Origin of the sequence: Streptomyces sp. NPDC006872, assembly GCF_040635845.1 — a bacterium.
GTDB lineage: Bacteria > Actinomycetota > Actinomycetes > Streptomycetales > Streptomycetaceae > Streptomyces.
In genome coordinates, this window is record NZ_JBEYIL010000003.1 from 827,675 (window position 1) to 853,661 (window position 25,987).

Genomic DNA, 25,987 nt, shown 5'->3' on the forward strand with positions numbered 1-25,987 from the left:
GCCCCCGGCCTCGTGACCGCTTCGCTACCCGAGGCCGGGTGTCACCGGCAGCCCGTCGTCATCCGAGGCCGGGTGTCGGCAGTCCTGACGGCCACTGGCCGCCCTCCGCCTTGGCGAAGGTCTCCTTGCCGACCGCGCCGGTCCAGGTGACCGCGAGGGCCTTCGTGTCGACGGAGTCGACCATGCCGGTCGTCCGTTCGCCGTCCGTCCCGCTGGTGCACTTGAGGTGGATCATCTGCATGCCCGCCTCCTCGCCGGCGGTCCCGCTGCACACGGTCCCGCCGGTCACGAAGAGTGCGGCCTGCTTCCCGGTGACGATCAGGGCGACGGCCTTGCCGTCCGTCGTGGCCAGCCAGCTGCCCTCCAACTCGGCGGAGACGGAGACGGAGGAGGAATCCGTCGCGCCGCTCGTCGCCCCTGCGCCTGCGGTCGACGTCGACGTGGACGCGGACGTCGTCGTGGGCGTGGCCGACGAGCCGGCGTCGGACCCCCCGTCGTCGCTGCACGCGGTCAGCACGAGCGTGCCCGTCAGCGCGGCGGCCACGGCCGCGGCCCGCACCGGCCGACGGGACATGCCTCGCGAGAAGATCGCCGAAGTCACTGCAAGCTCCCAAGCTGTAGCCGGACCGGCTCGGCCGACCGGAGGAGCCCGATCGACCGGGAAGGACCGCAGCAAGCTACCAGCAAGCCTCAGCAGAACCCTGGGGACGGCCTGTGATCTGGAGGGACGACGATCTGCGGCCCATGGGGACGACTGTGACCTATAGGGACAACGGCCTGTAGCTCCGAAGGACTACGGTCGGCCGCCTACCAGGACGACTTCCGGACCCCGGGCAGATACCCCGCGTGCGCCTGCTCCCGCAGCCCCACTCGGGACAGCCCGAACGTGCGGAAGTACCCGCGCGGGCGGCCGTCCACCTGGTCCCGATTGCGGACCCGCGTCGCGCTGGCGTCCCGTGGCTGTGCGCGCAACTCCCGCTGCGCCGCGTCCCGCTCGGCCTCCGTCGACGACGGCCGCCGGAGGACCTCCTTCAGTTCGGCCCGCCGCGCCGCGTACCGGGCGACGACCTCCTGCCGCTTGTCGTTCTTCGCGATCTTGCTCTTCTTCGCCATCAGACCCGCACCCCCCGCGCGCGGATGCGCGCCACGGCCGCCTCGACGCCGATCACGTCGACGGTCTTGATCCCCTTCGTGCTCAGCCGCAGCCGTACATGGCGGCCCTCGCTCGCCAGCCAGTACCGCTTGCTCTGGATGTTCGGGTCGAAGCGGCGTGAAGTGCGCCGGTGGGAGTGGGAGATGCGGTTGCCGAAGCCCGGCTGGGCGCCGGTCAGCATGCAGTGCGCGGACACGGGTGACGTACCTCTCCTCGGTCGATGCCAGGATCGATAGTGCTAATGGAATTCATTTTCAGTAAGATAGCAGCATGGCACGCAACGAACTCCGCCCGGTCATCAAGCTCCGGTCCACGGTGGGCACGGGCTTCACCTATGTGACCCGCAAGAACCGCCGCAACGACCCGGACCGCATGACTCTGCGCAAGTACGACCCCGTCGTCGGCCGTCACGTCGACTTCCGAGAGGAGCGCTGAACCACCGCCATGCGCAAGGGAATCCACCCGGCCTACGGTCTCGTCGTCTTCCGTGACCGCGCCGCGAACCACGCCTTCCTCACCCGCTCCACCATGAGCGGCGACAAGACGATCGAGTGGGTGGACGGCAACACCTACCCCGTCGTCGACGTCGAGATCTCCGACGTCAGCCACCCCTTCTACACGGGCGCGGCCCGCGTCCTGGACACGGCCGGCCGCGTCGAGCGCTTCGAGCGCCGCTACGGGAAGCGGGGCGGGGCGTGAGCCTGTCGGTCGTGATCGTCGGCGGGCTGCACGCCGACGCCCGCCGGGCGACGGTCGTGCGTCTGCTCGCCGACGTCCCCGGCAGCGTCGTCCTCCACCACGACCTTGCGACGGCTGCGACGGGCACGGTCGTGCGGACCGTCAGCGACGCCACCGGCATCCTCTCGGCCGGCGAGGCGCCCCTGGTCAACGACTGCGCCTGCTGCGCGCTGCGTGAGGACCTGGTGCCCGAGCTGCGCCGGCTGGCGGACGACGGCGCCACGCGCCTCGCGGTGGTCGAGCTGTGGGACTCCGTCGAGCCCAAGGCCATGGCCGAGGTGGTCGTGGCCGGCGGGCTCACGGTCACCGGCGTCGTCACCGCCGTCGACCCGGCGCTGCTCCTGCCCTGTCTCGGCAACGGCGACGACCTCGCCGACGTCGGCCTCGCCGCGGCCGCCACCGACCAGCGCACCGTCGCCGACACCTTCGCGCGGCAGCTGGAGTACGCCCCCGTCCTGGCCGTCGTCGACTCCGAGGAGGCCGACGACGAGGACCGCGAGCTGCTGGCGCAGCTGCACCCGACGGCCCGCCAGGTCAGGATCACGGCACCCGCCCGTGCGGATGCACAGTCACCGGAACTGTCGTATGCGCAGTCGCCGTTGGCGCGTGCCGTGCTGGCCGGCTTCGACGTCGAGTCGGCCGCCGCGGCCCAGCACCCGGCCTGCGCGCTCCTGCCCGCCGAGGCCGACGGGCACGGCGTGAGCACGTTCGTCTGGCACCGGCGCCGCCCGTTCCACCCGGAGCGGCTGTACGCGGCGCTGGAGGACCTGACCTGCGCGGCCGCCCGCAGCCGGGGCAGGTTCTGGCTCGCCGACAAACCCGACGTGCTGCTGCACTGGGACGCGGCCGGCGGCGCCCTGTGCGTGGAGTCGGCCGGTCCCTGGCTGGCGTCCCTCCCCGACGCGGCCTGGGACCTGGTCCCGCCGGTGCGCCGCGCCGCCGCCGCGCTGGACTGGCACCCCGAGCACGGCGACTGCTGCCAGCACCTGGTCTTCACGTCCCCCGGTCTCGACCGCGACGGCCTGGCACAGCTCCTGGAGTCCTGCCTGCTCACGGACGCCGAGTACGCCGCGGGACGCGCCGCCTGGAAGCGGCTGCCGCCCGCCTTCGACACCCTCCTGGAGGTCTGACCCCCATGTCCCCCACGTCCCGCAAGCCCGAGCGCAGGCCCGCCAAGCCCCGGCCCAACCCCCTCGACCAGGCGGACATCACCTACATCGACTACAAGGACACCGACCTCCTGCGGAAGTTCATCTCCGACCGAGGCAAGATCCGCAGCCGCCGAGTGACCCGAGTCTCCGCACAACAGCAACGCCAACTCTCCCGAGCGATCAAGAACGCCCGGGAAATGGCCCTCCTGCCGTACGCCCCGACCCGCTGACCCTGCCCCGACCACGTACCTGACGTGCAACTGGCCTGCGCCTCGCCTGCACGTGGTCTGCACCTGGCGTCCCCGCTCCCGCCCCCGCATGTCCTGTACGCGCCTAGCCTGTCCACCCGCTCCCCGCCCGGCCCCGCCGCCGTCCGTACATCTGATCCAGCCATCTCCGTACAGAGCCCTCATCATCTGTACGAGCACAATCGGACACCCTGTCCGTTGATCCCTGGCCACTCGCCTCCGTCGTCTGCCCGACGACCAGCCGATCCCGGCCTCATGCACACAGCCGCCGCCACCCGATCCGCGTCGCCGATCTCACCGTCGTACGCGGGGGGCGGCGGTTGTCGTCGTCCGTGGTCGGGGGATGCGGGGGCCCGGGGCGGCCCGCGTCCACCGGTGCGGGACACATCGTCGTCGGACCGACAGGTGTCGGGGGTTTTCGGCGTCGGCGGGAGGCCGCAAGCGCGCCCCGACGTCCGACCTGCCCGTCGCCGATCGCCCCTGACGCGGGCGGCGCGGCCCCACATCCGGAGGTGCGGCCTACCGCGGCGACCGGATGCCGGGCGTCCGCCGGAACCGCCTCTTTCAGGATGGTTTCGGCGGAGCCCGCGACCTGCCCTCCGCCGATCCGGTGCCGCGTCGACGGAACAGGACGGCCGTGTCACGCGTCTGTTCCTAGTACACGAGTGGTTTCGATCCGGACGACTTTCACGTGGGCCGCACGACGGCCGACGAGCCGAACGAGTCGGGTAAAGCGGGCGTCAAAGCTGTAACCGCGCAAGTACCCCGCGTGCACGTGCATCTGCTCATGCGACTGCACGTGAACGGGGTTATGATCCGGGACAGTTGACCACGGCACCAATGGCCACAACAGCCAGTGCACCACCAGGGAGCGACCTGTGGACCACCACGTTGACGGGGGGCATGACGTGTACAACGGCATGACGGCCACACAGCTGTACGGGGTTGCCTGGCAGAAGAGCAGGCACAGCAACTCGCAGGGTTCCTGCGTCGAGTTCGCGCGGCTGCCGGGCGGGGACGTGGCCGTGCGCAACTCGCGCTTTCCCGACGGCCCCGCGCTCGTCTACACGCGCGCCGAGATCGAGGCGATGCTGCTGGGCATCAAGGACGGCGAGTTCGACCACCTGATCGCGAGCTGACATCCCTCGACGTCATCGACGTCATCGACGCCCCCGGCATCTTCGACGCCCTCGCCGTCGCCGCGCACTTCGTGCATGTCGTGGGAAAATACCTACAACGCGCGTAGAACCGCGGCGTCAAGAAACGCCGCGGTTTGTCATTCGGCCGGCGTGTGCAGCCGGAACAGCGCCCAGACGACCTTCCCGCCCAGGCTGCCCGACAGCGGGTGCCAGCCCCAGCTGTCGGCGAAGGAGTCGACGAGGAAGAGCCCGCGCCCCGACTCGGCCGAGAAGTCCTCGCTGTCCCGGGGCAGGGGGCTGTCCCGACTGGGGTCGCGCACCGCGCACACCAACCGCTCGGTCCACCGCATCAGATGCAGCCGCACGGGCGGATGCTGCTGATCGGGCGCGCACGAGTGATCGGGCACGCGCGAGTCGCCGTCCTCGGACGACATCCCGTGTCTCAGCGCGTTGGTCACCAACTCCGAGACGACCAGACAGATGTCGTCGAAACGGTCGCCGACGTCCCACTGGCCGAGGGTCCTCTTGGTGAACTGTCGTGCCTCGCGCACCGCTTCGAAGCGGGCGGGCAGAGCGCAGGAGGCGGCGTTGGACACGGCCGCAGGATCCAGCGGCGGAAGGCCCTGCCGTAACGGCTCGAGCATGGTCGATCCATTCGTCCCCATGCGAGGCACTCCCGGGATTCGCGGTCGTTGCGATGCAGCGGTGGCGCGAGACCATGGTTTCTGATGCGCACTGCGGATGCAAGGGCAGATGCACGTGCACGTGACCGAAATGGACCCGCCCGTACCGCTTCTTGGCCATTTTTTCCGCCAACTTCTCGCTCATCGCGAGCACTTCTCTTGCTTTCCCCTCACTCTTCCCTCGCACTGCTCTGTGCGTATCCTTTGGCTTCTTTCCATCTCTGTAATCGGACGAGTACTGCTCGAAGTGTTTTAGTGGCAGACTGCGGCCCCTAAGACGGTTGGGGAGGCTGGCGAACGTGAGCGCGGGAGAGCCCGGATCGGTGGTGCGGCGGATGCTGCTCGGTTCGCAACTACGGCGGCTGCGTGAGGCGCGAGGCATCACGCGCGAGGCGGCGGGTTACTCGATCAGGGCGTCGGAGTCGAAGATCAGCCGGATGGAACTGGGCCGGGTGAGCTTCAAAACCCGGGACGTGGAGGACCTGCTGACGCTGTACGGCATCTCGGACGACGCGGAGCGCCAGTCGCTCGTCGGACTCGCCCGCGAGGCCAACGTGGCGGGCTGGTGGCACAGTTACTCGGACGTTTTGCCCAACTGGTTCCCCACCTACGTCGGCCTGGAGGGCGCGGCCGCGCTGATCCGCGCGTACGAGGTCCAGTTCGTGCACGGTCTGCTGCAGACCGAGGCGTACGCCCATGCCGTCGTCAGCCGTGGCATGAAGGGCGCGAACGCGGCCGACGTCGACCGGCGTGTGGCCCTGCGCCTGGAGCGGCAGAAGTATCTCGTCGCCGAGAACGCCCCCGACTTCCACATCGTCCTCGACGAGGCCGCCCTGCGCCGGCCCTACGGCGACCGCGAGGTGATGCGCGGGCAACTCCAGCACTTGATCGACGTTTCGGAGCGTCCCAACGTACGACTTCAGGTCATGCCGTTCAGCTTCGGGGGGCACTCCGGCGAGTCCGGCGCCTTCACGATCCTGAGTTTCCCGGAGTCCGACCTGCAGGACGTCGTCTATCTGGAACAGCTCACCAGCGCCCTCTATCTGGACAAGCGCGAGGACGTCGCCCAGTACGAGCAGGCGCTGAAGGAGCTCCAGCAGGACAGCCCCGGCCCGGACGAGAGCCGCGATCTGCTGCGCGGCCTGATCCAGCTGTCCTAGCCCAGGTTCCCGAACCCTGTTTTCGGCCCGGTACCTAGGGATTCCCCTAGAGGGTCCGGGATGCTCCTCAACTTGCTCCCCAACTCCCTTGAGTCACCCGTACGATGACGTGTGATCAGATGAGATCGGGTCAGTTCGTGATCCCGATCGATCGCGGCCGATCGCAGCAGGGGATTGAGGGATCACATGTCGTCGTCGTACTTCACCGACCTGGCCCAGCAGTACATCGACGGTGAGTGGCGTCCGGGTACGGGCGACTGGGACATCATCGTCTGCAATCCCTATGACGGCGAGAAGCTTGCCTCGATCACCATAGCCACCGTCGGCGAGGTCGACGAGGCCTACCGCGCCTCCGCCCGCGCCCAGAAGCAGTGGGCCGCGACCAACGCCTTCGCCCGCCGCGCGGTCTTCGAGAAGGTGCTGCGGCTGGTCGAGGAGCGCGAGGCGGAGATCAGCGAGATCCTCGTCAACGAGGCCGGCGGCACGTTCGGCAAGGCCGCCTTCGAACTCCACCTCGCCAAGGAGTTCCTGCGCGAGTCGGTCCACCTGTCGCTGCGCACCGAGGGCAGCATCCTTCCCTCGCCGATCGACGGCAAGGAGAACCGCGTCTACCGCGAGCCGGTCGGCGTGGTCGGTGTGATCAGCCCCTTCAACGTGCCGTTCCTGCTGTCGCTGAAGTCCGTCGCCCCAGCCCTCGCCCTCGGCAACGGCGTGGTGCTCAAGCCGCACCAGAACACCCCGTTCTCCGGCGGCACCGTGATCGCCAAGCTCTTCGAGGACGCCGGTCTGCCGCCGGGTCTGCTGAACGTCGTCGTGACCGACATCGCCGAGATCGGCGACGCCTTCCTGGAGCACCCCGTTCCGCGGGTCATCTCCTTCACCGGCTCCGACAAGGTCGGCCGGCACGTCGCCACGGTCGCCGCCTCGCACTTCAAGCGGGCCGTCATCGAACTCGGCGGCAACAGCGCGTTCGTCGTCCTCGACGACGCCGACGTCGACTACGCGGTCGACGCGGCCGTCTTCAGCCGCTTCGTCCACCAGGGCCAGGTCTGCATGGCCGCCAACCGGGTCCTGGTCGACCGGTCGATCGCCGACGAGTTCACCGAGAAGTTCGTCGCCAAGGTGCGGACCCTCAAGGCCGGCGACCCGCGCGACCCGCAGACCGCGATCGGCCCGGTGATCAACCCCTCGCAGGCGGAGGCGGTCTCGAGCGTCGTCGAACAGGCGATAGCCCAGGGCGCGAACGCCCTTGTGCACGGCACGACCACCGACAACCTCGTCGAGCCGTCCGTCCTGGCCGACCTTCCCGCCGACTCCGCCCTGCTCCGGCAGGAGGTCTTCGGCCCCGTCGTCTTCCTCAACACCTTCGACGGCGAGGAGGAGGCCGTACGCCTGGTCAACGACACCCCGTACGGCCTGAGCGGCGCCGTCCACACCGCCGACATCGAGCGGGGCGTCGCCTTCGCCCGGCAGATCGTCACCGGCATGTTCCACGTGAACGACGCCACCGTCCACGACGAGCCGCTCGTCCCCTTCGGCGGCGAGAAGAACTCCGGCGTCGGCCGCCTCAACGGCGAGACGACCATCGAGGCCTTCACCACCACCAAGTGGATCTCGGTCCAGCACGGCCGCAGCGGCTTCCCGTTCTGAGCGTCCGCGCGGCGGGGCCACGCGGCGGGGCCACGCGGCGGGGCCGTCACACCGAGGCCATAACCTGGGCGCATGTCAGCGATCCGCCTTCTCGTGCTGGGCGCCGTGCGCCAGCACGGGCGGGCCCACGGCTACCAGGTGCGCGGCGACCTGGAGTACTGGGGCGCCCACGAGTGGTCCAACGCCAAGCCGGGCTCGATCTACCACGCCCTGAAGCAGATGGCCAAGCAGGGACTGCTGCGCGAGCACGAGACGGCGCCGTCCACCGCGGGCGGCCCGCCGCGCACCGAGTACGAGATCACCGAGGCGGGCACCGAGGAGTACTTCAGGCTGCTCCGCGAGGCGCTGACCTCCTACGACCAGAAGACGGACGTGAAGTCGGCGGCCATCGGCTTCGTCGTCGACCTCCCGCGCGCGGAGGCGGTGTCGCTGCTGAAGGACCGCGTTCGCGGCATCGAGGCGTGGCGCGCGGCTGTCACCGAGCACTACGTCCCCGAGGACGGCCCGGAACAGCTGGGCCACATCGGGGAGATCATGAACCTGTGGATCCACACCGCCGACGCCGAGGCCGAGTGGACCCAGGGCCTGATCGCGCGGATCGAGGGCGGCGCGTACACCTTCGCGGGCGAGGGTGAGCCGTTCGTCGGCGTGCTGCCGGCGGGCGCGGAGAACCCGTACGCGACGGGGGAGCGGCATCCGGGGGACTCCCGCTGACCCGGTGATCCGGTTGGCTAATCAAGTTTGACGAGTGATGTCGGCAGGGTTACTTTGGGCGGGTAGTCAAGTTTGATTAGTTGACGAACTGGGGGGACTGCCATGGCTGACACGGCGATCACCGTCGAAGACGTACGCAAGAGGTACGGCGACACACAGGCACTGGACGGGCTCGATCTCACGGTCGCCCGAGGCACCGTGCACGGCGTGCTCGGACCGAACGGCGCGGGCAAGACGACCCTGGTCAGGATCCTGTCCACGCTGCTGCGACCGGACTTCGGACGCGTCGAGGTGGCCGGCCACGACGTGGTGCGCCAGGCCCAGGAGGTCCGCCTGCGCATCGGTCTGCTCGGCCAGCACGCGGCCCTCGACGAGGAGCTGAGCGGCCGGCAGAACCTGGAGCTGTTCGGCCGCCTCCACCACCTGGGCGCCCGCCCCGCGCGCGGGCGCGCCGACGAGCTCCTGGAGCGTTTCGACCTCACCGCCACCGGCCGCAAGCCCGTCAGCGCCTACAGCGGAGGCATGCGCCGCCGCCTGGACCTCGCCGCCTCCCTCATCGGCAACCGACACGGCACCGACCCGGAGGTGCTCTTCCTGGACGAGCCGACCACCGGCCTCGACCCGCGCGGGCGCGCCGAGGTCTGGTCCGCGGTCCGCTCACTGGTCGGCGGCGGGACGACGGTCGTGCTCACCACCCAGTACCTGGAGGAGGCCGACCAGCTCGCCGACCGCATCTCCGTCGTCGACCGGGGCCGGGTGATCGCCGACGGCACGGCGGACGAGCTGAAGACGCTGACCGGCGGCGACCGCATCGACGTCGTCCTGCGCGACGCCGGCCACCTGGGCGCGGCCCTCGCACTGCTGCCCCTGCCCAAGGAGGACGTCACCGTCGACCCCGACCGCCGTCTCCTCAGCGCTCCCGTCACCGACCGCATGGCCGCCCTCGCCGGCGTCGTCCGCGCCCTGGAGGAGGCCGGCGTCGAGGCGGAGGACGTGGCCCTGCGCCGCCCCACCCTGGACGAGGTCTTCCTCCATCTGACCGGCCACGACGACCGCACCAAGGAGCCCGTGTGAACACGTACCCGCTGGCCGATTCCTGGACGATGACCCGGCGCGAACTCGCCCACTGGACAAGGCATCCGGGCCGGGTGGTCGTCGGGCTCGTCTTCCCGGTGATGCTGCTGCTGATGTTCGGCTACCTGATCGGCGGCGGCCGCGGGGTGAGCGGCGACTACCTCGACTACCTGATGCCCGGCATGCTCGCGCTCACCATGGCCTTCGGCCTGGAGGGCACGATGCTCGCCGTGACCCAGGACCTGAACAAGGGCGTCATCGACCGCTTCCGGGCGATGCCGATGGCCGACGGCGCCGTCCTGGTGGGTCGTTCGGCGGCCGACATGCTTCAGTCGGTCCTGGGACTGGCCGTGCTGATCGTCGTCGGCCTCGCCCTCGGCTGGCGTCCCCAGGGCGGACCGGGGGCCTTCCTCGGCGCGGTGGGTCTCCTCCTTCTCTTCCGCTTCGCGATGCTGTGGATCGGCATCCATCTGGCACTGGTGGCCGGGAAGCCGGAGATGGTGCAGGCCGTGCAGATCCTGGTCTGGCCGGTCGGCTTCCTCTCCAACGCCCTCGCCACCCCCGCCGCCATGCCCGGCTGGCTGGGCACGGCCGTCGAGTGGAACCCGATGTCCCGGACGGCGACAGCGGTACGCGACCTCTTCGGCGGTCTGGGCGCGGACCCGGCCCATATCTGGGCGGCGGTCGGCTGGCCCCTGGCACTGCTGGCGATCTTCTTCCCCCTCGCAGTAAGAAAGTTCACCCACATGAGCCGCTGACCCCGCCGACCCCGCACGCCTCTCGCCGGCCGCCGCCCCTCCCGACGGCCGCGGAGGCCGCGGAGGCGCCGCCCGCACGAGACCGGCTGCCGCCGAAACCGTCGAGGGCGACCCCGCCCCTGATGCAGCCGCTAGTGGTGGAACCCGGTCGCCGCCTCTCTGTCCCTCGTCAACGGCTCCGACTGTTGCCGGAGATCCGGCAACAGTCGGGTCAGGTCCTCCACGAACAGCTCGGCGAGGTCCTCCGAGAAGCCGTTTCTGCAGACGACCCGTAGGACGGACAGATCCTCCCGGTTCGCCGGGAAGGTGTACGCGGGCACCAGCCACCCGCTCTCGCGCAGCCGCCGGGAGACGTCGAAGACGTCGTACGACGTCACACCCGGCGCCGTGGTGAAGGCGAACACCGGCAGCTCGTCGCCCCGGGTGAGGAGCCGGAAGTCGCCGAGCGCCTCCACCCGGTCGGCGATGCCCCGGGCCACGTCCCGCGTGGACTGCTGCACGGCCCGGTAGCCCTCGCGGCCCAGCCGCAGCAGCGTGTAGTACTGCGCGACGACCTGCGCGCCCGGCCGGGAGAAGTTGAGCGCGAAGGTCGGCATGTCGCCGCCCAGATAGTTCACGCGGAACACGAGCTCCTCCGGCAGGGCCTCCTTGTCGCGCCACAGCGCCCAGCCGACCCCCGGGTACACGAGCCCGTACTTGTGCCCCGAGGTGTTGATGGACCTCACGCGCGCGAGGCGGAAGTCCCACACCAGGTCCTCGTCGAGGAAAGGCGCGATCATCGCGCCGGACGCGCCGTCCACATGCACCGGGATGTCGAGGCCGGTCCGCTCCTGGAGAGCGTCCAGGGCCGCGCACAGCTCGGCGATCGGCTCGTAGGACCCGTCGAACGTGGAGCCGAGGACGCCGACGACCCCGATCGTGTTCTCGTCGCACAGCTCGGCCGCCGCCTGCGGGTCGAGATGGAACCGGTCCCCCTCCATGGGGACCTGACGGGCCTCCACCTCCCAGAAGTTGCAGAACTTGTCCCAGCAGACCTGGACGTTGACCCCCATCACGAGGTTCGGACGGGCAGCGGGGTAACGGTCGGCGTTGCGCAGCGACCACCGCCGCTTCAGTGCCATCCCCGCGAGCATGCACGCCTCGCTCGACCCGGTCGTCGAACAGCCCACGGCCGCCGAGGGATCGGGCGCGTTCCACAGGTCGGCGAGCATCGCCACACAACGCCGCTCCAGCTCGGCGGTGCGCGGATACTCGTCCTTGTCGATCATGTTCTTGTCCCGGCACTCCGCCATCAGCACCCCGGCCTGCGGCTCCATCCACGTGGTGACGAAGGTGGCCAGGTTGAGCCGCGAATTGCCGTCCAGCATCAGTTCGTCGTGCACCAGCTGATAGGCCGTCGACGGCGGCATCGGCGATTCCGGCAGCCGGTGCTTCGGCGGCGCCTCGGTCATTCCGCCGACCGGGTTGGCCTCGCCGTAGAAGGGATTCACGGACAGAGGACGCTCGTCGGGCTTCTGGGGGCCCTTGTGGAGGGGCATGGCTTGTTCTCCCAACTGGCGGAGCGGCGACCGCCGAGTGGCGTTCTGCCGCTTCATCGGATCGAGGGGCCTGTTCGGTTCACACGCTCAGCGCACCGCCGTTCCATCGTCGCGCAACTGCATCTGCGGCCGCCCAGTCACCAACAGCCAGGCGGGCAGCGAGGCGAAGCAGAGCAGGGCGATGATCGCGGGCGAGGCGACCAGGGCGGCGGCCGTGAACAGGCTCAACCAGCCCTGCCGGGTGATGGCCAGGAGCACGCCCAGCACGCCCCCCGCCACGCCCACCGCCGGGTGCACGCCGGACACGAGGGCATGGGCGGTGAGGCCGAGGGCGACGCCGACGAACACGGCCGGGAAGATCCGACCGCCCCGGAAGCCGCAGGAAGCGGCGACGAGCAGCGCCGCCAGCTTCACCACCGTCATCGTGGCGAACTGGCCGGCTGACCAGCCCTCGGGATCGGCCGCGAGCTCCCCGATCTCGTCCAGTCCCTTGAACAGCGTCAGATGGCCGCCCAGCGCCCCCAGCAGCCCCAGGACGAGCCCACCGGCCGGCAGCGCCAGCATCGGGTGTCCCAGGCGCGCGAACGCGCCGTGGACGTAGGGGAAGGCGCAGACGGCGCACAGGGCGAGCAGCGCGCCCACCGACGCGATCACCAGCACCGCCAGCAGATCGCTCCACCCGGGCTGCCCGAACGCGGGCAGGTCGAGGTCGAAGGTCGGATGGTCCACCAGGGTGGTCGTCATCGAGCCGACCGCGGCGGCGACCAGCGGTGCGAAGACGCTGTCCCACAGCGGCCCCTTCGTCTGCCGCCCCGCCAGCGCCTCGGAGATCAGCAGCGCCGCCGCCACCGGCGTCCCGAACAGCGCGCCGATCGTCGCCGCCTCCGCGAGCACGGACCACAGCCCGCCCGGCGCCCGGGGCAGCAGCCGGTGTCCCAGCCAGAAGGCGAGCCCGACGTTCACGGCGATGATCGGGTTCTCCGGGCCCAGACTCGGCCCGCCCGCCAGCATCAGCGCGGTCGCCACCAGCAGCCCGGGGAGCACGGCCGGCGGCAGCACGCGCGCGTCCAGCCCCAGCGTGGCCGGATCGGGCCCCGCATGCCCCGGCACCTTCCAGACCACCAGCCCCACCAGCACCCCGGTCGAGGTGAGCATGACGAGCATCCACAGCACCGAGTACCGGCCCACGCCCAGCGCGTCCGGCAGGTTCTCCCACAGCACGTGCTGCAGCAGCTCGGCCAACTCGCTCACCAGCACGAACAGCAGGCTCGCCAGCACGCCGACGACGAGAGCGGGCAGGATCAACGGCAGCAGGGCGCGTGCGGGGGTCGCCGGAGCGGTCGGTGCCTGCTGCGCGGTGTCCTGGGCCACGGGGTCACGATAAGCGGATGAAACGGACACGACATCCGGACCGGGCGGACGGGGACGGACGGGAGCGGACGAGGACGGACGTGAGCAGGCGGCAGCGGACGGGAACGGGCGCGGACGCGCGCCGGGACGCGCACACGGGCGGAATCGCACTTGCACCTCACGTGACGTGAGGGCCCACCGTGGAGCACGTACCGAGAAGGGAGCGGACGAAGTGAGCTACTCCGTAGGACAGGTCGCAGGATTCGCCGGGGTCACGGTGCGCGCACTGCACCACTACGACGACATCGGCCTGCTCGTTCCGAGCGGGCGCAGCCACGCGGGCCACCGGCGCTACAGCGACGCCGACCTCGACCGGCTGCAGCAGATCCTGTTCTACCGGGAGCTCGGCTTCCCGCTCGACGAGGTCGCCGCCCTGCTCGCCGACCCGGCCGCGGACCCACGCGCGCACCTGCGCCGCCAGCACGAGTTGCTGACCGCCCGGATCGAGAAGCTGCAGAAGATGGCGGCGGCCGTGGAGCACGCCATGGAGGCACGCAAGATGGGCATCGACCTCACACCCGAGGAGCGCTTCGAGGTCTTCGGCGACAAGGACCCCGAGCAGTACGCCGAGGAGGCGGAGCAGCGCTGGGGCGACACGGAGCTGTACGCCGAGTCGCAGCGCCGCGCCGCCACCTACACCAAGGACGACTGGAAGCGCATGCAGGCGGAGATCGACGCCTGGAACGCGCGGTACGGCGAATTGATGGACGCCGGTGAACTGCCGACCGGCGACCGGGCGACGGACATGGCCGAGGAACACCGGCAGCACCTGTGCACCTGGTTCTACGACGCCTCGTACGCGTTCCATCAGTGCCTCGGCGACATGTACGTGTCCGACGAGCGCTTCAAGGCGTTCTACGACTCCACGCGCCCGGGCCTCGCCGAGCACCTCAAGGAAGCGATCAGGGCGAACGCGGCGAGGCACGTGTCGTAGGTCCGGAACACGGTGTAGGTCCGGCACGCGTCGCAGGGCACACGCGTGTGGGCGGCCTGGTCCGGGGGCTACTCCCGGACCAGGATCACTGCGGTCCCGTAGGCGCACACCTCGGTGCCCACGTCCGCCGCCTCCGTCACGTCGAAGCGGAACATCAGCACGCCGTTGGCCCCACGCGCGTGTGCCTGTTCGATGAGCCGTTCCATGGCCTGGTTGCGGGTCTCCACGAGGGTCTTCGTCAACCCCTTGAGCTCGCCGCCGATCATCGACTTCAGGCCGGCGCCGATCTGACTGCCCAGGTGCCGCGAGCGCACCGTCAGCCCGAAGACCTCTCCGATGACCTGTTGCACCCGGAAGCCGGGTGCGTCGTTCGTGGTGACGACCAGTACGTCCGGCTGAGGGCCCTGCCCGCCGCCGTAATCATCGATGCCCATGTTCACAGGTTTGACCAAGCAGGAGCACAGTGCATCCTGGGGGAGGCCCTGGGAACCTGGTTCTGTGGCGCCGCGTTGATAGCTTTGGGCGGTCCCGCCGCCGCACCGCCGCCTTCACCCCTCAGGAGCCCGGAACCCGTGACTACCCTCGCCCTCGGCCCCGAGTGGATTACTCCGGACTATCTGATCTCGACGTTCGGCCTGATCGGCATCCTGGTCATCGTGTTCGCCGAGTCGGGCCTGTTCGCCTTCCTCCCCGGCGACTCCCTGCTGTTCACGGCCGGCCTGCTGGTCGCCGACGGCAAGTGGATCCACCAGCCGCTGTGGCTGGTGTGCACCCTGATCGTGATCGCGGCCGTCCTCGGTGACCAGGTCGGTTACCTGATCGGCAAGTTCTTCGGACCCAAGCTGTTCAACCGCCCCAACTCCAAGCTCTTCAAGAAGGAGAACCTGGAGAAAGCGCACGAGTTCATGGACAAGTTCGGCCCCAAGGCCATCGTCCTGGCCCGCTTCGTCCCCATCGTGCGCACCTTCGCGCCGATCGTCGCCGGCGCCGGCCGTATGAAGTACCGCACGTTCATCACGTACAACGTGATCGGCGGCATCCTCTGGGGCACGGGTGTGACGGTCGCGGGCTACTTCCTCGGCCAGATCGATCTCATCAAGAACAACGTCGAGGCGATCCTCGTCCTGATCGTCGTCATCTCGGTCGTCCCGGTGATCATCGAGGTCCTCAAGGCCCGCAAGGAAGCCCGCAACGCGCCTTTGGAGCAGCAGCAGCCCCACCAGCAGCAGCCCCCGGTCATGGACGACGCGACGACCCAGCTCCGCCGGATCGACCAGCACGATCCGTACGGCCAGCAGGGCCACAACGGTCAGAACGGCCACAACGGCCACAACGGTCAGAACGGCCAGAACGGCCAGCAGGGCCAGCAGGGTCAGACCTACGAGAACGACTACGACTACTACGGCCAGCAGCCGTACCCGCAGCAGCAGTACCCCCAGGAGTGGCAGCAGCAGCCCCAGCAGCAGCCGTACGGCGCCCAGCAGAACAGCCAGTACCCGTACGACGACAGCCGCGGCTACTGAAGCTCCCCAAGGGGCGCGGGGCCGTCAGAACCCCCGCGTCCGCTTGGCGGCCCGCCGCTTCTCGGGGGAGCCGACCCGCAGGAACAACCGCGACACCTCGGATCCCAGGTTCACCCCGATGGCGATGGCCATGGCCAACGCCGCGGCCTTGGTGAGCGACACCAACCCCGCGTCCACCTCGTTCTGCGCGATCGCCAGCAGCCCGAAATACGTGGCCGACCCCGGCAACAGGGGCCCGATCGCAGCGGTGGTGTACGGCAGGGCGGAAGCGAACCGGTAGCGCGAGAGCAGCTGCCCGAACAGCCCCACGACCCCCGCCGCGACGGCCGTGGAGGCGACCGGCGAGATCTCGCCCGCGTAGTGCATCGCGCCGTACACCGACCAGGCGACTCCGCCGTTCAAGGTGACGGCCAGCACGGTGGATCGTTCCTGCTGGAGCAGCACCGCGAACGTCAACGACACCAGCATTGAGGCGCCGATCTGCCACAACGGCCGCTTGGTGACGCCCAGGGCCGCGTCGGGGTTGAGATGCGCCCCGAGCTGCACGCCGACGTAGAGCATCAGCAGCACCCCGACGACGATGCCGACGAAGAAGTACATGACCTCCAGCAGACGCGCGGCAGCGGTGATGTAGAAGCCGGTCAGGCCGTCCTGGACGCCCGCCACCAGCGCCCGTCCGGGCAGCAGCGCGAACAGCCCGCCGGTGATGACCGCGGACGCCTTCACATCGACGTCCGCCACCGTCAGCGCGACGCCTATGGCGGCCGGCGGCATGGCGGCGACCAGGAACTGGTAGAACTCCGGCAGTCCGCGCCCCGCGCACAGCCAGGCCAGCCGGTCGCCGAGCATCGCGCCGAGCGCGGCCGCCACGAACACGACCAGGTCACCGCCGACCAGCACCGAGGCCGCGCCCGCCAGCAGCCCGCTCGCCGAGGTCAGCACCCAGGTCGGGTACGGATGCCGGTTGCGACGCATCGCCGCGAGCCGCCGGTAGGCCTCCTCGAGGGAGAGATGGGCCTCCGGGTCGCTGAGGTCGTCGACGAGCCGGAAGACGGCCGCCAGGCGCGTGTAGTCGGTGCCCCGCCGACGCACCGTCCGCGACGCCGTGACCGGGTCCTCCACCAGGGACGGCTGGTACGAGATCGACAGCAGCGTGAAGGTGACGGTCGGCTCGCAGCGGTCGAGCCCGTACGAGCGGCAGACCGCGAACATCGCGGCCTCCACGTCCTCGGCGCCTTCCCCGCCCGCGAGCAGCAACTCACCGATGCGCAGGGTCAGGTCGAGCACGCGCGGGACGGCCGGAGCGCCCTCCTCCGCCCTGGGCCCCGGCTCGGGCGAGGGCCGCTCGGTCACCGGCATCCGCAGCATCGTGCGCATCCGGTCCTGCCAGGGCACGTCCTTGGTCAGACTCACCAACGGCACCCCGTCGGGCGGTGTGAACGCGACCGGGGCGTCCCGCACGCTGTACGTGCGAGGCAGGCTGAACGCCGATCCCTCGGTCTCCCCGGCGGCCGGCGGGCCCACGTCCAGCCCCTCGGGAACGGCGAACTCCGACGTGGTCTCCGACTCGCCGCCGGCCTTCGTGACGGCCAGCCCGGCCGGGATCGCGAACTCGGACGTGATCTCCGGGTCGAAGGCACTCCTCGCCTCGTCCGACTGCGGCTTGCGCCCCTCCGCCTCCGACACCTCGCAACGCTCCCTGAACGACACCTTCCGTGGGCCTCAGTATGCGCACAGACACGCGAAAGGGCCGCACGCGTACGCGTGCGGCCCTTTACGCACCTCTACACAGCCGAGCCTCAGTGGCCGCCCTGGTCCTTGAAGCGCTTGTAGGACCGCTCGATCTCGGCCTCGGCGTCGGTACGACCGACCCAGTCGGCGCCCTCGACGGACTTGCCGGGCTCCAGGTCCTTGTAGACCTCGAAGAAGTGCTGGATCTCCAGGCGGTCGAACTCCGACACGTGGTGGATGTCGCGCAGGTGCTCCACGCGCGGGTCGGTCGCCGGGACACACAGCAGCTTGTCGTCGCCGCCGGCCTCGTCCGTCATCCGGAACATGCCGATCGCGCGGCAGCGGATCAGACAGCCGGGGAACGTCGGCTCGTCCAGGATGACCAGCGCGTCCAGCGGGTCGCCGTCCTCGCCGAGAGTGTTCTCGACGAAGCCGTAGTCGGTCGGGTAGGCGGTCGAGGTGAAGAGTCGACGGTCCAGGCGGATCCGACCGGTCTCGTGGTCCACCTCGTACTTGTTCCGCGAACCCTTCGGGATCTCGATCGTGACGTCGAACTCCACCGGTGGCTCCTCCATGATCAACACATAGTTCTGGTGGTTAAGTGTCCCTCACGCAGGTGTGTGATCGCGAAAGGGGCTGGTGTTCGTGCCAGAGCTGAGGCTTTGGCGGGCCGCGAGACCGCATGTGGTGCGGGTCGCGGACGCCGTACGACCGCGTCTGGCACGGGCCGCAGGAATCGTACGGCCCCGTCTCGCGCGCGTGACGGCGACCGCAGGACCGCAGCTCGCACGGATCGCCCAGGCGGCGAGACCGCAGCTCGCGCGGATCACGACGACCGGTCCGAACATCAGGTCCTGGCAGTACACCGCGGGTGCGGCGACCGCCGGGCTGGCACTGGCCGCCGGTGTGGTGACCGCCGCCGGCCCCTGGGACTCCACCGGTCAGCGTACGGCCGAGCGGGACCGGGCCGCCGCACTGGAGCGGACGGGTGGCACAGATCACGGACGTTCGGACGATTCGTCCCGGACGTCCGACACGGCGGCCGGAGCGCCCCGGCCCGCCCCCAGCGCCGCCGCCGTCCTGGCGGGCCTCGGCGGCACCGCCAACACCGTGAAGTCCGCCCCGGACGCTCTCCCGACCGGCACGGGTCTCGCGGGCGTCCTGGACCCCCTCCTGGGCGATCCGGCCCTGGGCGCCCGGCACACCGCCGCGGTCGTCGACGTGGCGACCGGAACGCGCCTGTACGGCGTGGGGGGCGGCGACGGGCTGACCCCGGCGTCGACCACGAAGATCGCCACCGCGGTCGCCGCGCTCTCCGCGATGGGCGGCGAGCACCGTCTCACCACCCGCGCCGTGCTCGAACCCGACACCAAGGAGCTCGTCCTCGTCGGCGGCGGCGACCCCACCCTCACGGCCCGTAAGAACGCCCAGGGCTGGGCCGGCCTGCACACCCTCGCCGACGCCACCGCGGCCGCCCTGAAGAAGCGCGGGATCACCAAGGTGACGCTCTCGTACGACACGACCCTGTACGCCGGAACCGAAGTTCACCCCATCGGGGTCAACCCCAACCTCGCCCTCGTCACCGCCCTGTCCGCCGACGAGGGCCGCACCGACGACTCCACCAGCGGCCCGACGGCCCGCGTGAGCGACCCGGCGGCCGACGCGACGGTCAAGTTCGCGAAGTTCCTCAAGGCCGCCGGCATCACGACCACGGCACCCGGCCCCTCGAAGGCGACCACGCGCGCGCAACGACTCGCCACGGTCTCCTCGCCCCCGCTGTCCACCCTGGTCGAACGGATGCTGACCAACAGCGACAACGACATCGCCGAGGCCCTCGCCCGCCAGACCGCCCTCGCGACCGGCGTCCGCGCCGACTTCGCCGGCGCCGGCAAGGCCGTCCAGGCGCAGCTGAAGAAGCTCGGACTGCCCACGGCCGGAGCCCGGTTCAAGGACGGCAGCGGCCTCGACCGCGCGAACCGGCTCACGGCGAACCTGCTGACCGCCCTTCTGGTCAAGGCGAGCGACCCCACGCGCCCCGATCTGCGCCCCGTCCTCACCGGCCTCCCCGTCGCCGGCTTCACCGGCACCCTCACCAGCCGCTACGCCGATGGCGCGGCCGGCGTCGTCCGCGCCAAGACCGGCACCCTGACCGGCGTGAACGCCCTCGCCGGCACGGTCGTCGACCAGGACGGCCGGCTCCTCGCCTTCGCCCTCCTGGCCGCCGACACGACCGACCCGGCGGCGGCCCAGGCGGCGCTGGACCGGGCGGCCACGGCGCTGGCGGGGTGCGGCTGCCGTTGAGGGCCGGGCCCACCACCCCTGAGCCACCCCCACCGCCGACCCTGACATCTCCCTGACCGGCCTCCTGCGACCTGCCCGTTACGGCGGTGCTCACGTACGGTTGACGCATGACGAGCATCGGTGGCGCTGCTTCTTCGGGGATGGTCGACTGGAATCTCGCGGTGGCGACCGCGACCCGGCTCGTACGGCCGGGACCCGAGGTCAGCCGTGACGAGGCGCGTGCCGTCGTCGCGGAACTGCGCCGACACGCCAAGGCCTCGGAGGAACACGTCCGGGGCTTCACTCGTATGGGCACCGACGACACCCACGACACCCCGATCCTCGTCGTCGACCGCCCGGGCTGGGTGCGGGCGAACGTGGCGGGCTTCCGGGAGATCCTCAAACCCCTTCTGGACAAGATGCAGGAACGGCGCGGGAGCACCCCGGGCGGCGCGGTCCTCGGCGCCGTCGGCGGCAAGGTCACCGGCGTCGAACTCGGCATGCTGCTCTCGTTCCTGTCCTCCCGGGTCCTCGGCCAGTACGAGACCTTCGCCCCCGCCACCCGCGAACTCCCGGCCGGCGCCAACGGCGGCGGCCGGCTGTTGCTCGTCGCGCCGAACATCGTCCACGTGGAACGCGAACTCGACGTGGAGCCCCACGACTTCCGCCTGTGGGTGTGTCTCCACGAGGAGACGCACCGCACCCAGTTCTCCGCCGTGCCCTGGCTGCGTGACCACCTGGAGGGCGAAATCCAGTCGTTCTTGGGCGAGACAGACGTCGACCCCATGACGTTCCTGGAGCGGATCCGGGAAGCCGCCCAGTCCCTCGCCGGCGGCCGCCCCGAGGGCGAGGAGGACGACGGCGGGCGTTCCCTGGTCGAACTCGTGCAGACGCCGGCGCAGCGCGAGATCCTCGCCCGCCTCACCGCCGTGATGTCCCTCCTGGAGGGTCACGCCGACTTCGTCATGGACGGAGTCGGTCCGGAAGTCGTCTCGAGCGTCGCCGAGATCCGTGAGAAGTTCCAGCAGCGCCGGGCCAAGGGAGCCTCCCGACTGGACATCGCGCTGCGCAAGTTGCTGGGCCTGGACGCCAAGCTCAAGCAGTACCGGGACGGCGAACGCTTCGTACGGGCCGTCGTCGACCAGGTCGGCATGGACGGCTTCAACCGGGTATGGACCTCCCCGAACACACTTCCGACCAAGACCGAGATCGCCAAACCGGCGGACTGGGTCGCGAGGGTGCACCGCAAGGCCGAGTCGTGAACCCCCGACCAGGGTGGTGAACCGAATCCGGCCGTCGGCAGGCGAACGCCCCCGCAATCACCCGTCCGAGGGACCGTGAGGCTCGTGCAGGCGTGCAATGCTCAGGGAACGGCCCGGTTCTGTCACCATCTACACACTCTGAGTGACCGAACCTCGGGCTCACCCCCGAAAACTTCATGAAGGGAACCGGACAATGGGTCCCCATCCTGCGGTCGCGGCGATACGCCTGGCGGTCCGCCGCGTACTTCACGACATCCTCAACGACCACCACACCCCCGAAGCGAGCCAGCACGAGCGCCCCCCGGCACCGCTCGTGCTCGTGGCGTGCTCCGGCGGCGCCGACTCCATGGCGCTCGCCTCCGCCCTCGCCTTCGAGGCCCCCCGGCTCGGCATCCGGGCCGGCGGCGTCACCGTCGACCACGGCCTGCAGACCGGCTCCGACCTGCGCGCCGCGGAAGTCGTCCTGCGCCTGCGCGAACTCGGCCTCGACCCCGTCGAGTCCGCCCCCGTGACCGTCGGCCGCGAAGGCGGACCCGAGGCCGCCGCCCGTGACGCGCGCTACGCAGCCCTCGACGCCGCGGCCGAACGCCACGGCGCCGCCGCAGTCCTGCTCGGCCACACCCGGGACGACCAGGCCGAAACCGTCCTGCTCGGCCTCGCCCGCGGCTCCGGCATCCGCTCCCTGTCCGGCATGGCCGCGGTCTCGGGGGCCGACGGCCGCTACCGCCGCCCCTTCCTCCAACTCGACCGGCAGACCGCCCGCAAGGCCTGCATGGTCCAGTCCCTGCCCGTCTGGGACGATCCGCACAACGCGGACCCGGCCTACACCCGCTCCCGGCTGCGCCACGAGGGCCTGCCCGCCCTGGAGAAAGCCCTCGGCAAGGGCGTCGTCGAAGCCCTCGCCCGCACGGCCCAGCTCTCCCGCGACGACGCCGACGCCCTCGACGCCTGGGCCGGCCAGGCCGAGTCCTCCGTACGGGACGCCGCAGGCCTCCTGGAGTGCGCCAAGCTCTACGCCCTGCCGCCCGCCGTACGCCGTCGGATCCTGCGCCGCGCCGCCATCGAGGCGGGTGCTCCGGCCGGTTCCCTCTTCGCCCGGCACATCGAGGAGGTCGACCGGCTGATCACCGGCTGGCGCGGCCAGGGGGTCATCAATCTCCCCGGCAAAGTCGTCGCTCAGCGCCAGGGTGGCAGACTGGTGATTCGGCAAGGCTGAATCCGGGCCCTCCGGCAGGACCGCTTGCGTGGTCGCGGGCGGTTCCGGTGGCCGGTGGGACAACCGAAAGTGATGCGGGTGGACGCGAAAGACATGGGCACCGACCTCAAAGAGGTGCTCATCACCAAGGAAGAGATCGACGCGAAGCTGGCCGAGCTGGCCGCGAAGATCGACGCGGAGTACGCGGGCAAGGACCTGCTCATCGTCGGCGTCCTCAAGGGCGCGGTGATGGTCATGGCCGATCTCGCACGAGCGCTGTCCACCCCCGTCACCATGGACTGGATGGCTGTGTCCTCCTATGGCGCGGGCACCCAGTCCTCCGGTGTGGTGCGGATCCTCAAGGACCTCGACACCGACATCAAGGGCAAGCACGTCCTCATCGTCGAGGACATCATCGACTCCGGCCTGACCCTGTCCTGGCTGCTCTCCAACCTCGGCTCGCGCGAGCCCGCCTCCCTCAAGGTGTGCACGCTGCTGCGCAAGCCCGAGGCGGCGAAGGTCGCCATCGACGTCGAGTGGGTCGGCTTCGACATCCCCAACGAGTTCGTCGTCGGCTACGGCCTCGACTACGCCGAGAAGTACCGCAACCTCCCGTTCGTCGGTACGCTCGCGCCTCACGTCTACGGCGGCTGAACCCGAAGGGCCCAAGCTCCGTACGAAGATCGGGAACCCCGACGGGCCTCGCGCCGTTGGAGCATGCAGACGGGTGCCCCAGCCGTCCCGTGCGGCTTCGCCCGACAAAGCTGGGGTACCGTCAGAAGAACTGTCTTTATCAAACTCACTATGGCAGGAGGGACGGGGCGACACCGCTCCGTATGGATGGACGTGAAGCGATACTTCCGTGGGCCGGTCATGTGGATCGTGCTGGCCGTCCTTGCCGTGGTCGTGTTGATGCAGGTCGTCGGCTCGTCCGGCGGCTACAAGACGGTGGACACCGGCCAGGTCATTGCAGCGATCAACGACAACAAGGTCGAGTCGGCCAAACTCACCACCGGTGACGAGCAGACCATCAAGGCGACGCTCAAGGACGGCACAAAGATCGAGGGCAGCTCGAAGATCCAGGCGAGCTACATCGGCGATCAGGGCGTGACCATTGCCAACACGCTGCAGACCAAGTACCAGGACAAGCAGATTCCGGACGGGTACACGGTTTCGCCGACGAAGCAGAACGCCTTCGTCGGGATCCTGCTGTCCCTGCTCCCCTTCGTCCTCATCGTGGTCGTCTTCCTGTTCCTGATGAACCAGATGCAGGGCGGCGGCTCCCGAGTCATGAACTTCGGGAAGTCCAAGGCCAAGCTCATCACCAAGGACACCCCGAAGACGACGTTCGCCGACGTCGCCGGTTCGGACGAGGCCGTCGAGGAACTCCACGAGATCAAGGAGTTCCTGCAGGAGCCGGCGAAGTTCCAGGCCGTCGGCGCCAAGATCCCCAAGGGTGTGCTCCTGTACGGGCCGCCCGGTACCGGCAAGACCCTGCTCGCACGCGCCGTCGCCGGCGAGGCGGGCGTCCCCTTCTACTCGATCTCGGGTTCCGACTTCGTCGAGATGTTCGTCGGCGTCGGCGCCTCGCGAGTCCGTGACCTCTTCGAGCAGGCCAAGGCGAACGCCCCGGCGATCGTCTTCGTCGACGAGATCGACGCGGTCGGCCGCCACCGCGGCGCCGGCCTCGGCGGCGGTCACGACGAGCGCGAGCAGACGCTGAACCAGCTGCTCGTCGAGATGGACGGCTTCGACGTGAAGGGCGGCGTGATCCTCATCGCCGCCACGAACCGTCCGGACATCCTCGACCCGGCGCTGCTGCGCCCCGGCCGCTTCGACCGCCAGATCGCGGTCGACCGCCCGGACATGCAGGGCCGTCTGGAGATCCTCAAGGTCCACCAGAAGGGCAAGCCGGTCGCGCCCGACGTCGACCTGTCCGCCGTCGCCCGCCGCACCCCCGGCTTCACGGGTGCCGATCTCGCCAACGTGCTGAACGAGGCCGCTCTGCTGACGGCCCGCTCGGACCTGAAGCTGATCGACAACCACATGCTGGACGAGGCGATCGACCGTGTGGTCGCGGGCCCGCAGAAGCGGACCCGGATCATGTCGGACAAGGAGAAGAAGATCACCGCGTACCACGAGGGCGGTCACGCCCTGGTCGCGGCGGCGTCTCCGAACTCCGACCCGGTGCACAAGATCACCATCCTGTCCCGTGGCCGTGCGCTCGGCTACACGATGGTGCTCCCGGACGAGGACAAGTACTCGACCACCCGCAACGAGATGCTCGACCAGCTGGCCTACATGCTGGGCGGTCGTGCGGCGGAGGAACTGGTCTTCCACGACCCGACCACCGGCGCGGCGAACGACATCGAGAAGGCCACGGCGACCGCGCGGGCGATGGTCACCCAGTACGGCATGACCGAGCGGCTGGGCGCGATCAAGTTCGGCGGCGACAACACCGAGCCGTTCCTCGGGCGTGAGATGGCTCACCAGCGTGACTACTCGGAAGAGGTCGCCGCGCTGGTGGACGAGGAAGTCAAGAAGCTCATCGAGAACGCGCACAACGAGGCCTGGGAGATCCTGGTCGAGAACCGCGACGTCCTCGACAACCTCGTGCTCCAGCTGCTGGAGAAGGAGACGCTGAACAAGGAGCAGATCGCCGAGGTCTTCTCCGCCATCGTCAAGCGTCCGGCCCGGCCCGCATGGACCGGCTCCTCGCGGCGCACCCCCTCCACCCGTCCGCCGGTGCTCTCCCCCAGGGAGCTCGCACTGACGAACGGCGCCAACGGCGCGACGCCGGCGATCTCGACCGCGAAGTCCACCGCGGTGGAGCCCAGCCCGGTGGCGGAGCCCAGCCCGGAGGACCGCCCCGAGAGCTGACCCGGCTCCGGTAGGCCCCACCAGGCCCGGAATGGATGCCGCGCCCCCCAGGTTCTAGCCTGGGGGGCGCGGCATTTCCGTATGTCTGGTTTTTATGCCGCAGATGAGGCGCGTGACCCATACGCGCGACCCGCACAGGAACGAGGCACGAGATGACCGACCCCGTGACGCTGGCCGGCGAGGGCTCCATTGGCGAGTTCGACGAGAAGCGTGCCGAGAACGCCGTACGCGAGTTGCTGATCGCGGTCGGCGAAGACCCCGACCGCGAGGGACTCCGAGAGACTCCGGCGCGGGTGGCGCGGGCGTATCGGGAACTCCTGGCGGGGCTGACGCAGAAGCCCGAGGACGTCCTGACGACGACGTTCGATCTCGGCCACGATGAGATGGTCCTGGTGAAGGACATCGAAATCGTAAGTCTGTGCGAGCATCACATGCTGCCGTTCCATGGCGTGGCCCATGTCGGCTACATCCCGGCGGACAACGGCAAGATCACGGGGCTGTCGAAGCTCGCGCGACTGGTCGAGGTGTTCGCCCGTCGTCTACAGGTGCAGGAACGTCTCACTACGCAGGTCGCGGACTCCCTCATGCAGATCCTCGAGGCCCGGGGTGTGATCGTCGTCATCGAGGCCGAACACATGTGCATGTCGGTGCGGGGGATCCGCAAGCCCGGTGCCAAGACCACGACGTCGGCCGTGCGCGGTCAGCTCCGGGACGCCACGACCCGGGCCGAGGCGATGAGCCTGATACTCGCCCGCTGACCAGCGTG

Annotated in this window: 27 protein-coding genes; 18 read left to right on the plus strand and 9 right to left on the minus strand. The window is 69.9% G+C overall.

Annotated features, from left to right (window positions below):
- Positions 1-58: 58 nt before the first annotated feature.
- The 3 genes from ABZ725_RS12770 to rpmB form a co-directional block, all read right to left on the minus strand.
- Entirely contained in the window at positions 59-601 is a 543-nt protein-coding gene (locus ABZ725_RS12770) for a hypothetical protein (protein WP_358802671.1), read from the minus strand.
- A 206-nt stretch (positions 602-807) separates the two neighbouring features.
- Complete coding sequence (gene rpsN, locus ABZ725_RS12775; protein WP_358802672.1) at positions 808-1,113, minus strand: 30S ribosomal protein S14; 306 nt, start codon at positions 1,111-1,113, stop codon at positions 808-810.
- Positions 1,113-1,349, minus strand: coding sequence for a 50S ribosomal protein L28 (rpmB, locus tag ABZ725_RS12780; RefSeq protein ID WP_351915465.1), 237 nt, complete (start codon positions 1,347-1,349; stop codon positions 1,113-1,115). Before rpmB ends, rpsN begins: the two co-directional genes overlap by 1 nt.
- 74 nt (positions 1,350-1,423) lie before the next feature.
- Here rpmB and rpmG point away from each other — a divergent pair, with 74 nt between their 5' ends.
- The 5 genes from rpmG to ABZ725_RS12805 all read left to right on the plus strand — a co-directional run bounded on the left by rpmG (position 1,424) and on the right by ABZ725_RS12805 (position 4,429).
- Entirely contained in the window at positions 1,424-1,588 is a 165-nt protein-coding gene (rpmG, locus tag ABZ725_RS12785; protein ID WP_358802673.1) for a 50S ribosomal protein L33, read from the plus strand.
- Between the two features lie 9 nt (positions 1,589-1,597).
- On the plus strand, positions 1,598-1,852 hold the full coding sequence (locus ABZ725_RS12790) for a type B 50S ribosomal protein L31 (RefSeq protein ID WP_358802674.1): 255 nt from the start codon (positions 1,598-1,600) through the stop codon (positions 1,850-1,852).
- Positions 1,849-3,021 carry a GTP-binding protein gene (locus ABZ725_RS12795; RefSeq protein WP_358802675.1) on the plus strand — a complete coding sequence of 391 codons (1,173 nt, stop codon included), beginning with the start codon at positions 1,849-1,851 and terminating at the stop codon, positions 3,019-3,021. Before ABZ725_RS12790 ends, ABZ725_RS12795 begins: the two co-directional genes overlap by 4 nt.
- A 5-nt stretch (positions 3,022-3,026) precedes the next feature.
- Positions 3,027-3,272: a 30S ribosomal protein S18 gene (gene rpsR, locus ABZ725_RS12800; RefSeq protein ID WP_351915458.1), complete on the plus strand. Its 246-nt coding sequence runs from the start codon at positions 3,027-3,029 to the stop codon at positions 3,270-3,272.
- A gap of 938 nt (positions 3,273-4,210) precedes the next feature.
- The gene (locus ABZ725_RS12805; RefSeq protein ID WP_052183895.1) at positions 4,211-4,429 is read left to right on the plus strand and encodes a DUF397 domain-containing protein; all 219 of its coding nucleotides are present in this window, start codon (positions 4,211-4,213) and stop codon (positions 4,427-4,429) included.
- A 137-nt stretch (positions 4,430-4,566) separates the two neighbouring features.
- On the opposite strand, the gene ABZ725_RS12810 is transcribed toward ABZ725_RS12805, so the two are convergent.
- Complete coding sequence (locus ABZ725_RS12810) at positions 4,567-5,073, minus strand: ATP-binding protein (RefSeq protein WP_358802676.1); 507 nt, start codon at positions 5,071-5,073, stop codon at positions 4,567-4,569.
- 374 nt (positions 5,074-5,447) lie between these two features.
- Here ABZ725_RS12810 and ABZ725_RS12815 point away from each other — a divergent pair, with 374 nt between their 5' ends.
- The 5 genes from ABZ725_RS12815 (at position 5,448) to ABZ725_RS12835 (ending at position 10,468) form a co-directional block, all read left to right on the plus strand.
- Positions 5,448-6,272: a helix-turn-helix transcriptional regulator gene (locus ABZ725_RS12815; RefSeq protein ID WP_351915511.1), complete on the plus strand. Its 825-nt coding sequence runs from the start codon at positions 5,448-5,450 to the stop codon at positions 6,270-6,272.
- 186 nt (positions 6,273-6,458) lie between these two features.
- The gene (locus tag ABZ725_RS12820; RefSeq protein ID WP_351915454.1) at positions 6,459-7,922 is read left to right on the plus strand and encodes an aldehyde dehydrogenase family protein; all 1,464 of its coding nucleotides are present in this window, start codon (positions 6,459-6,461) and stop codon (positions 7,920-7,922) included.
- A 72-nt stretch (positions 7,923-7,994) separates the two neighbouring features.
- Positions 7,995-8,636, plus strand: coding sequence for a PadR family transcriptional regulator (locus ABZ725_RS12825; protein WP_358802677.1), 642 nt, complete (start codon positions 7,995-7,997; stop codon positions 8,634-8,636).
- 102 nt (positions 8,637-8,738) lie between these two features.
- Entirely contained in the window at positions 8,739-9,710 is a 972-nt protein-coding gene (locus ABZ725_RS12830; RefSeq protein ID WP_358802678.1) for an ATP-binding cassette domain-containing protein, read from the plus strand.
- The gene (locus tag ABZ725_RS12835) at positions 9,707-10,468 is read left to right on the plus strand and encodes an ABC transporter permease (protein WP_358802679.1); all 762 of its coding nucleotides are present in this window, start codon (positions 9,707-9,709) and stop codon (positions 10,466-10,468) included. The genes ABZ725_RS12830 and ABZ725_RS12835 overlap by 4 nt, the downstream gene beginning before the upstream one ends.
- Positions 10,469-10,599: 131 nt before the next feature.
- Here ABZ725_RS12835 and ABZ725_RS12840 read toward each other — a convergent pair whose 3' ends face one another.
- Entirely contained in the window at positions 10,600-12,006 is a 1,407-nt protein-coding gene (locus ABZ725_RS12840) for a glutamate decarboxylase (RefSeq protein WP_358802680.1), read from the minus strand.
- A gap of 87 nt (positions 12,007-12,093) precedes the next feature.
- Positions 12,094-13,377, minus strand: a complete 1,284-nt coding sequence (locus ABZ725_RS12845; protein ID WP_358802681.1) for an ion channel protein — start codon at positions 13,375-13,377, stop codon at positions 12,094-12,096.
- Between the two features lie 211 nt (positions 13,378-13,588).
- Here ABZ725_RS12845 and ABZ725_RS12850 point away from each other — a divergent pair, with 211 nt between their 5' ends.
- Complete coding sequence (locus ABZ725_RS12850; RefSeq protein WP_358802682.1) at positions 13,589-14,350, plus strand: MerR family transcriptional regulator; 762 nt, start codon at positions 13,589-13,591, stop codon at positions 14,348-14,350.
- Positions 14,351-14,418: 68 nt separating this feature from the next.
- Here the strand turns inward: ABZ725_RS12850 and ABZ725_RS12855 are convergent, their stop codons facing one another.
- Complete coding sequence (locus ABZ725_RS12855) at positions 14,419-14,784, minus strand: YbjQ family protein (protein ID WP_358802683.1); 366 nt, start codon at positions 14,782-14,784, stop codon at positions 14,419-14,421.
- A gap of 138 nt (positions 14,785-14,922) precedes the next feature.
- Here ABZ725_RS12855 and ABZ725_RS12860 point away from each other — a divergent pair, with 138 nt between their 5' ends.
- The gene (locus ABZ725_RS12860; RefSeq protein WP_358802684.1) at positions 14,923-15,873 is read left to right on the plus strand and encodes a VTT domain-containing protein; all 951 of its coding nucleotides are present in this window, start codon (positions 14,923-14,925) and stop codon (positions 15,871-15,873) included.
- A 24-nt stretch (positions 15,874-15,897) separates the two neighbouring features.
- On the opposite strand, the gene ABZ725_RS12865 is transcribed toward ABZ725_RS12860, so the two are convergent.
- Both ABZ725_RS12865 and ABZ725_RS12870 read right to left on the minus strand, forming a co-directional pair.
- A complete protein-coding gene (locus tag ABZ725_RS12865; protein WP_358802685.1) occupies positions 15,898-17,559 on the minus strand; it encodes a threonine/serine exporter family protein in 1,662 nt (553 codons plus the stop codon).
- 113 nt (positions 17,560-17,672) lie between these two features.
- Positions 17,673-18,164 carry an inorganic diphosphatase gene (locus ABZ725_RS12870; RefSeq protein ID WP_055637912.1) on the minus strand — a complete coding sequence of 164 codons (492 nt, stop codon included), beginning with the start codon at positions 18,162-18,164 and terminating at the stop codon, positions 17,673-17,675.
- Positions 18,165-18,288: 124 nt separating this feature from the next.
- Here ABZ725_RS12870 and dacB point away from each other — a divergent pair, with 124 nt between their 5' ends.
- The 6 genes from dacB (at position 18,289) to folE (ending at position 25,979) form a co-directional block, all read left to right on the plus strand.
- Positions 18,289-19,905: a D-alanyl-D-alanine carboxypeptidase/D-alanyl-D-alanine-endopeptidase gene (gene dacB / locus ABZ725_RS12875; RefSeq protein ID WP_358802771.1), complete on the plus strand. Its 1,617-nt coding sequence runs from the start codon at positions 18,289-18,291 to the stop codon at positions 19,903-19,905.
- A 107-nt stretch (positions 19,906-20,012) separates the two neighbouring features.
- A complete protein-coding gene (locus ABZ725_RS12880; RefSeq protein ID WP_358802686.1) occupies positions 20,013-21,146 on the plus strand; it encodes a zinc-dependent metalloprotease in 1,134 nt (377 codons plus the stop codon).
- Between the two features lie 193 nt (positions 21,147-21,339).
- Entirely contained in the window at positions 21,340-22,362 is a 1,023-nt protein-coding gene (gene tilS / locus ABZ725_RS12885; RefSeq protein ID WP_358802687.1) for a tRNA lysidine(34) synthetase TilS, read from the plus strand.
- Positions 22,363-22,434: 72 nt separating this feature from the next.
- Positions 22,435-22,995: a hypoxanthine phosphoribosyltransferase gene (hpt, locus tag ABZ725_RS12890; protein WP_057577731.1), complete on the plus strand. Its 561-nt coding sequence runs from the start codon at positions 22,435-22,437 to the stop codon at positions 22,993-22,995.
- A 186-nt stretch (positions 22,996-23,181) separates the two neighbouring features.
- Positions 23,182-25,221, plus strand: coding sequence for an ATP-dependent zinc metalloprotease FtsH (ftsH, locus tag ABZ725_RS12895; RefSeq protein WP_351915433.1), 2,040 nt, complete (start codon positions 23,182-23,184; stop codon positions 25,219-25,221).
- Between the two features lie 152 nt (positions 25,222-25,373).
- The gene (gene folE / locus ABZ725_RS12900) at positions 25,374-25,979 is read left to right on the plus strand and encodes a GTP cyclohydrolase I FolE (protein WP_351915431.1); all 606 of its coding nucleotides are present in this window, start codon (positions 25,374-25,376) and stop codon (positions 25,977-25,979) included.
- The last annotated feature ends 8 nt before the right edge of the window (positions 25,980-25,987 follow it).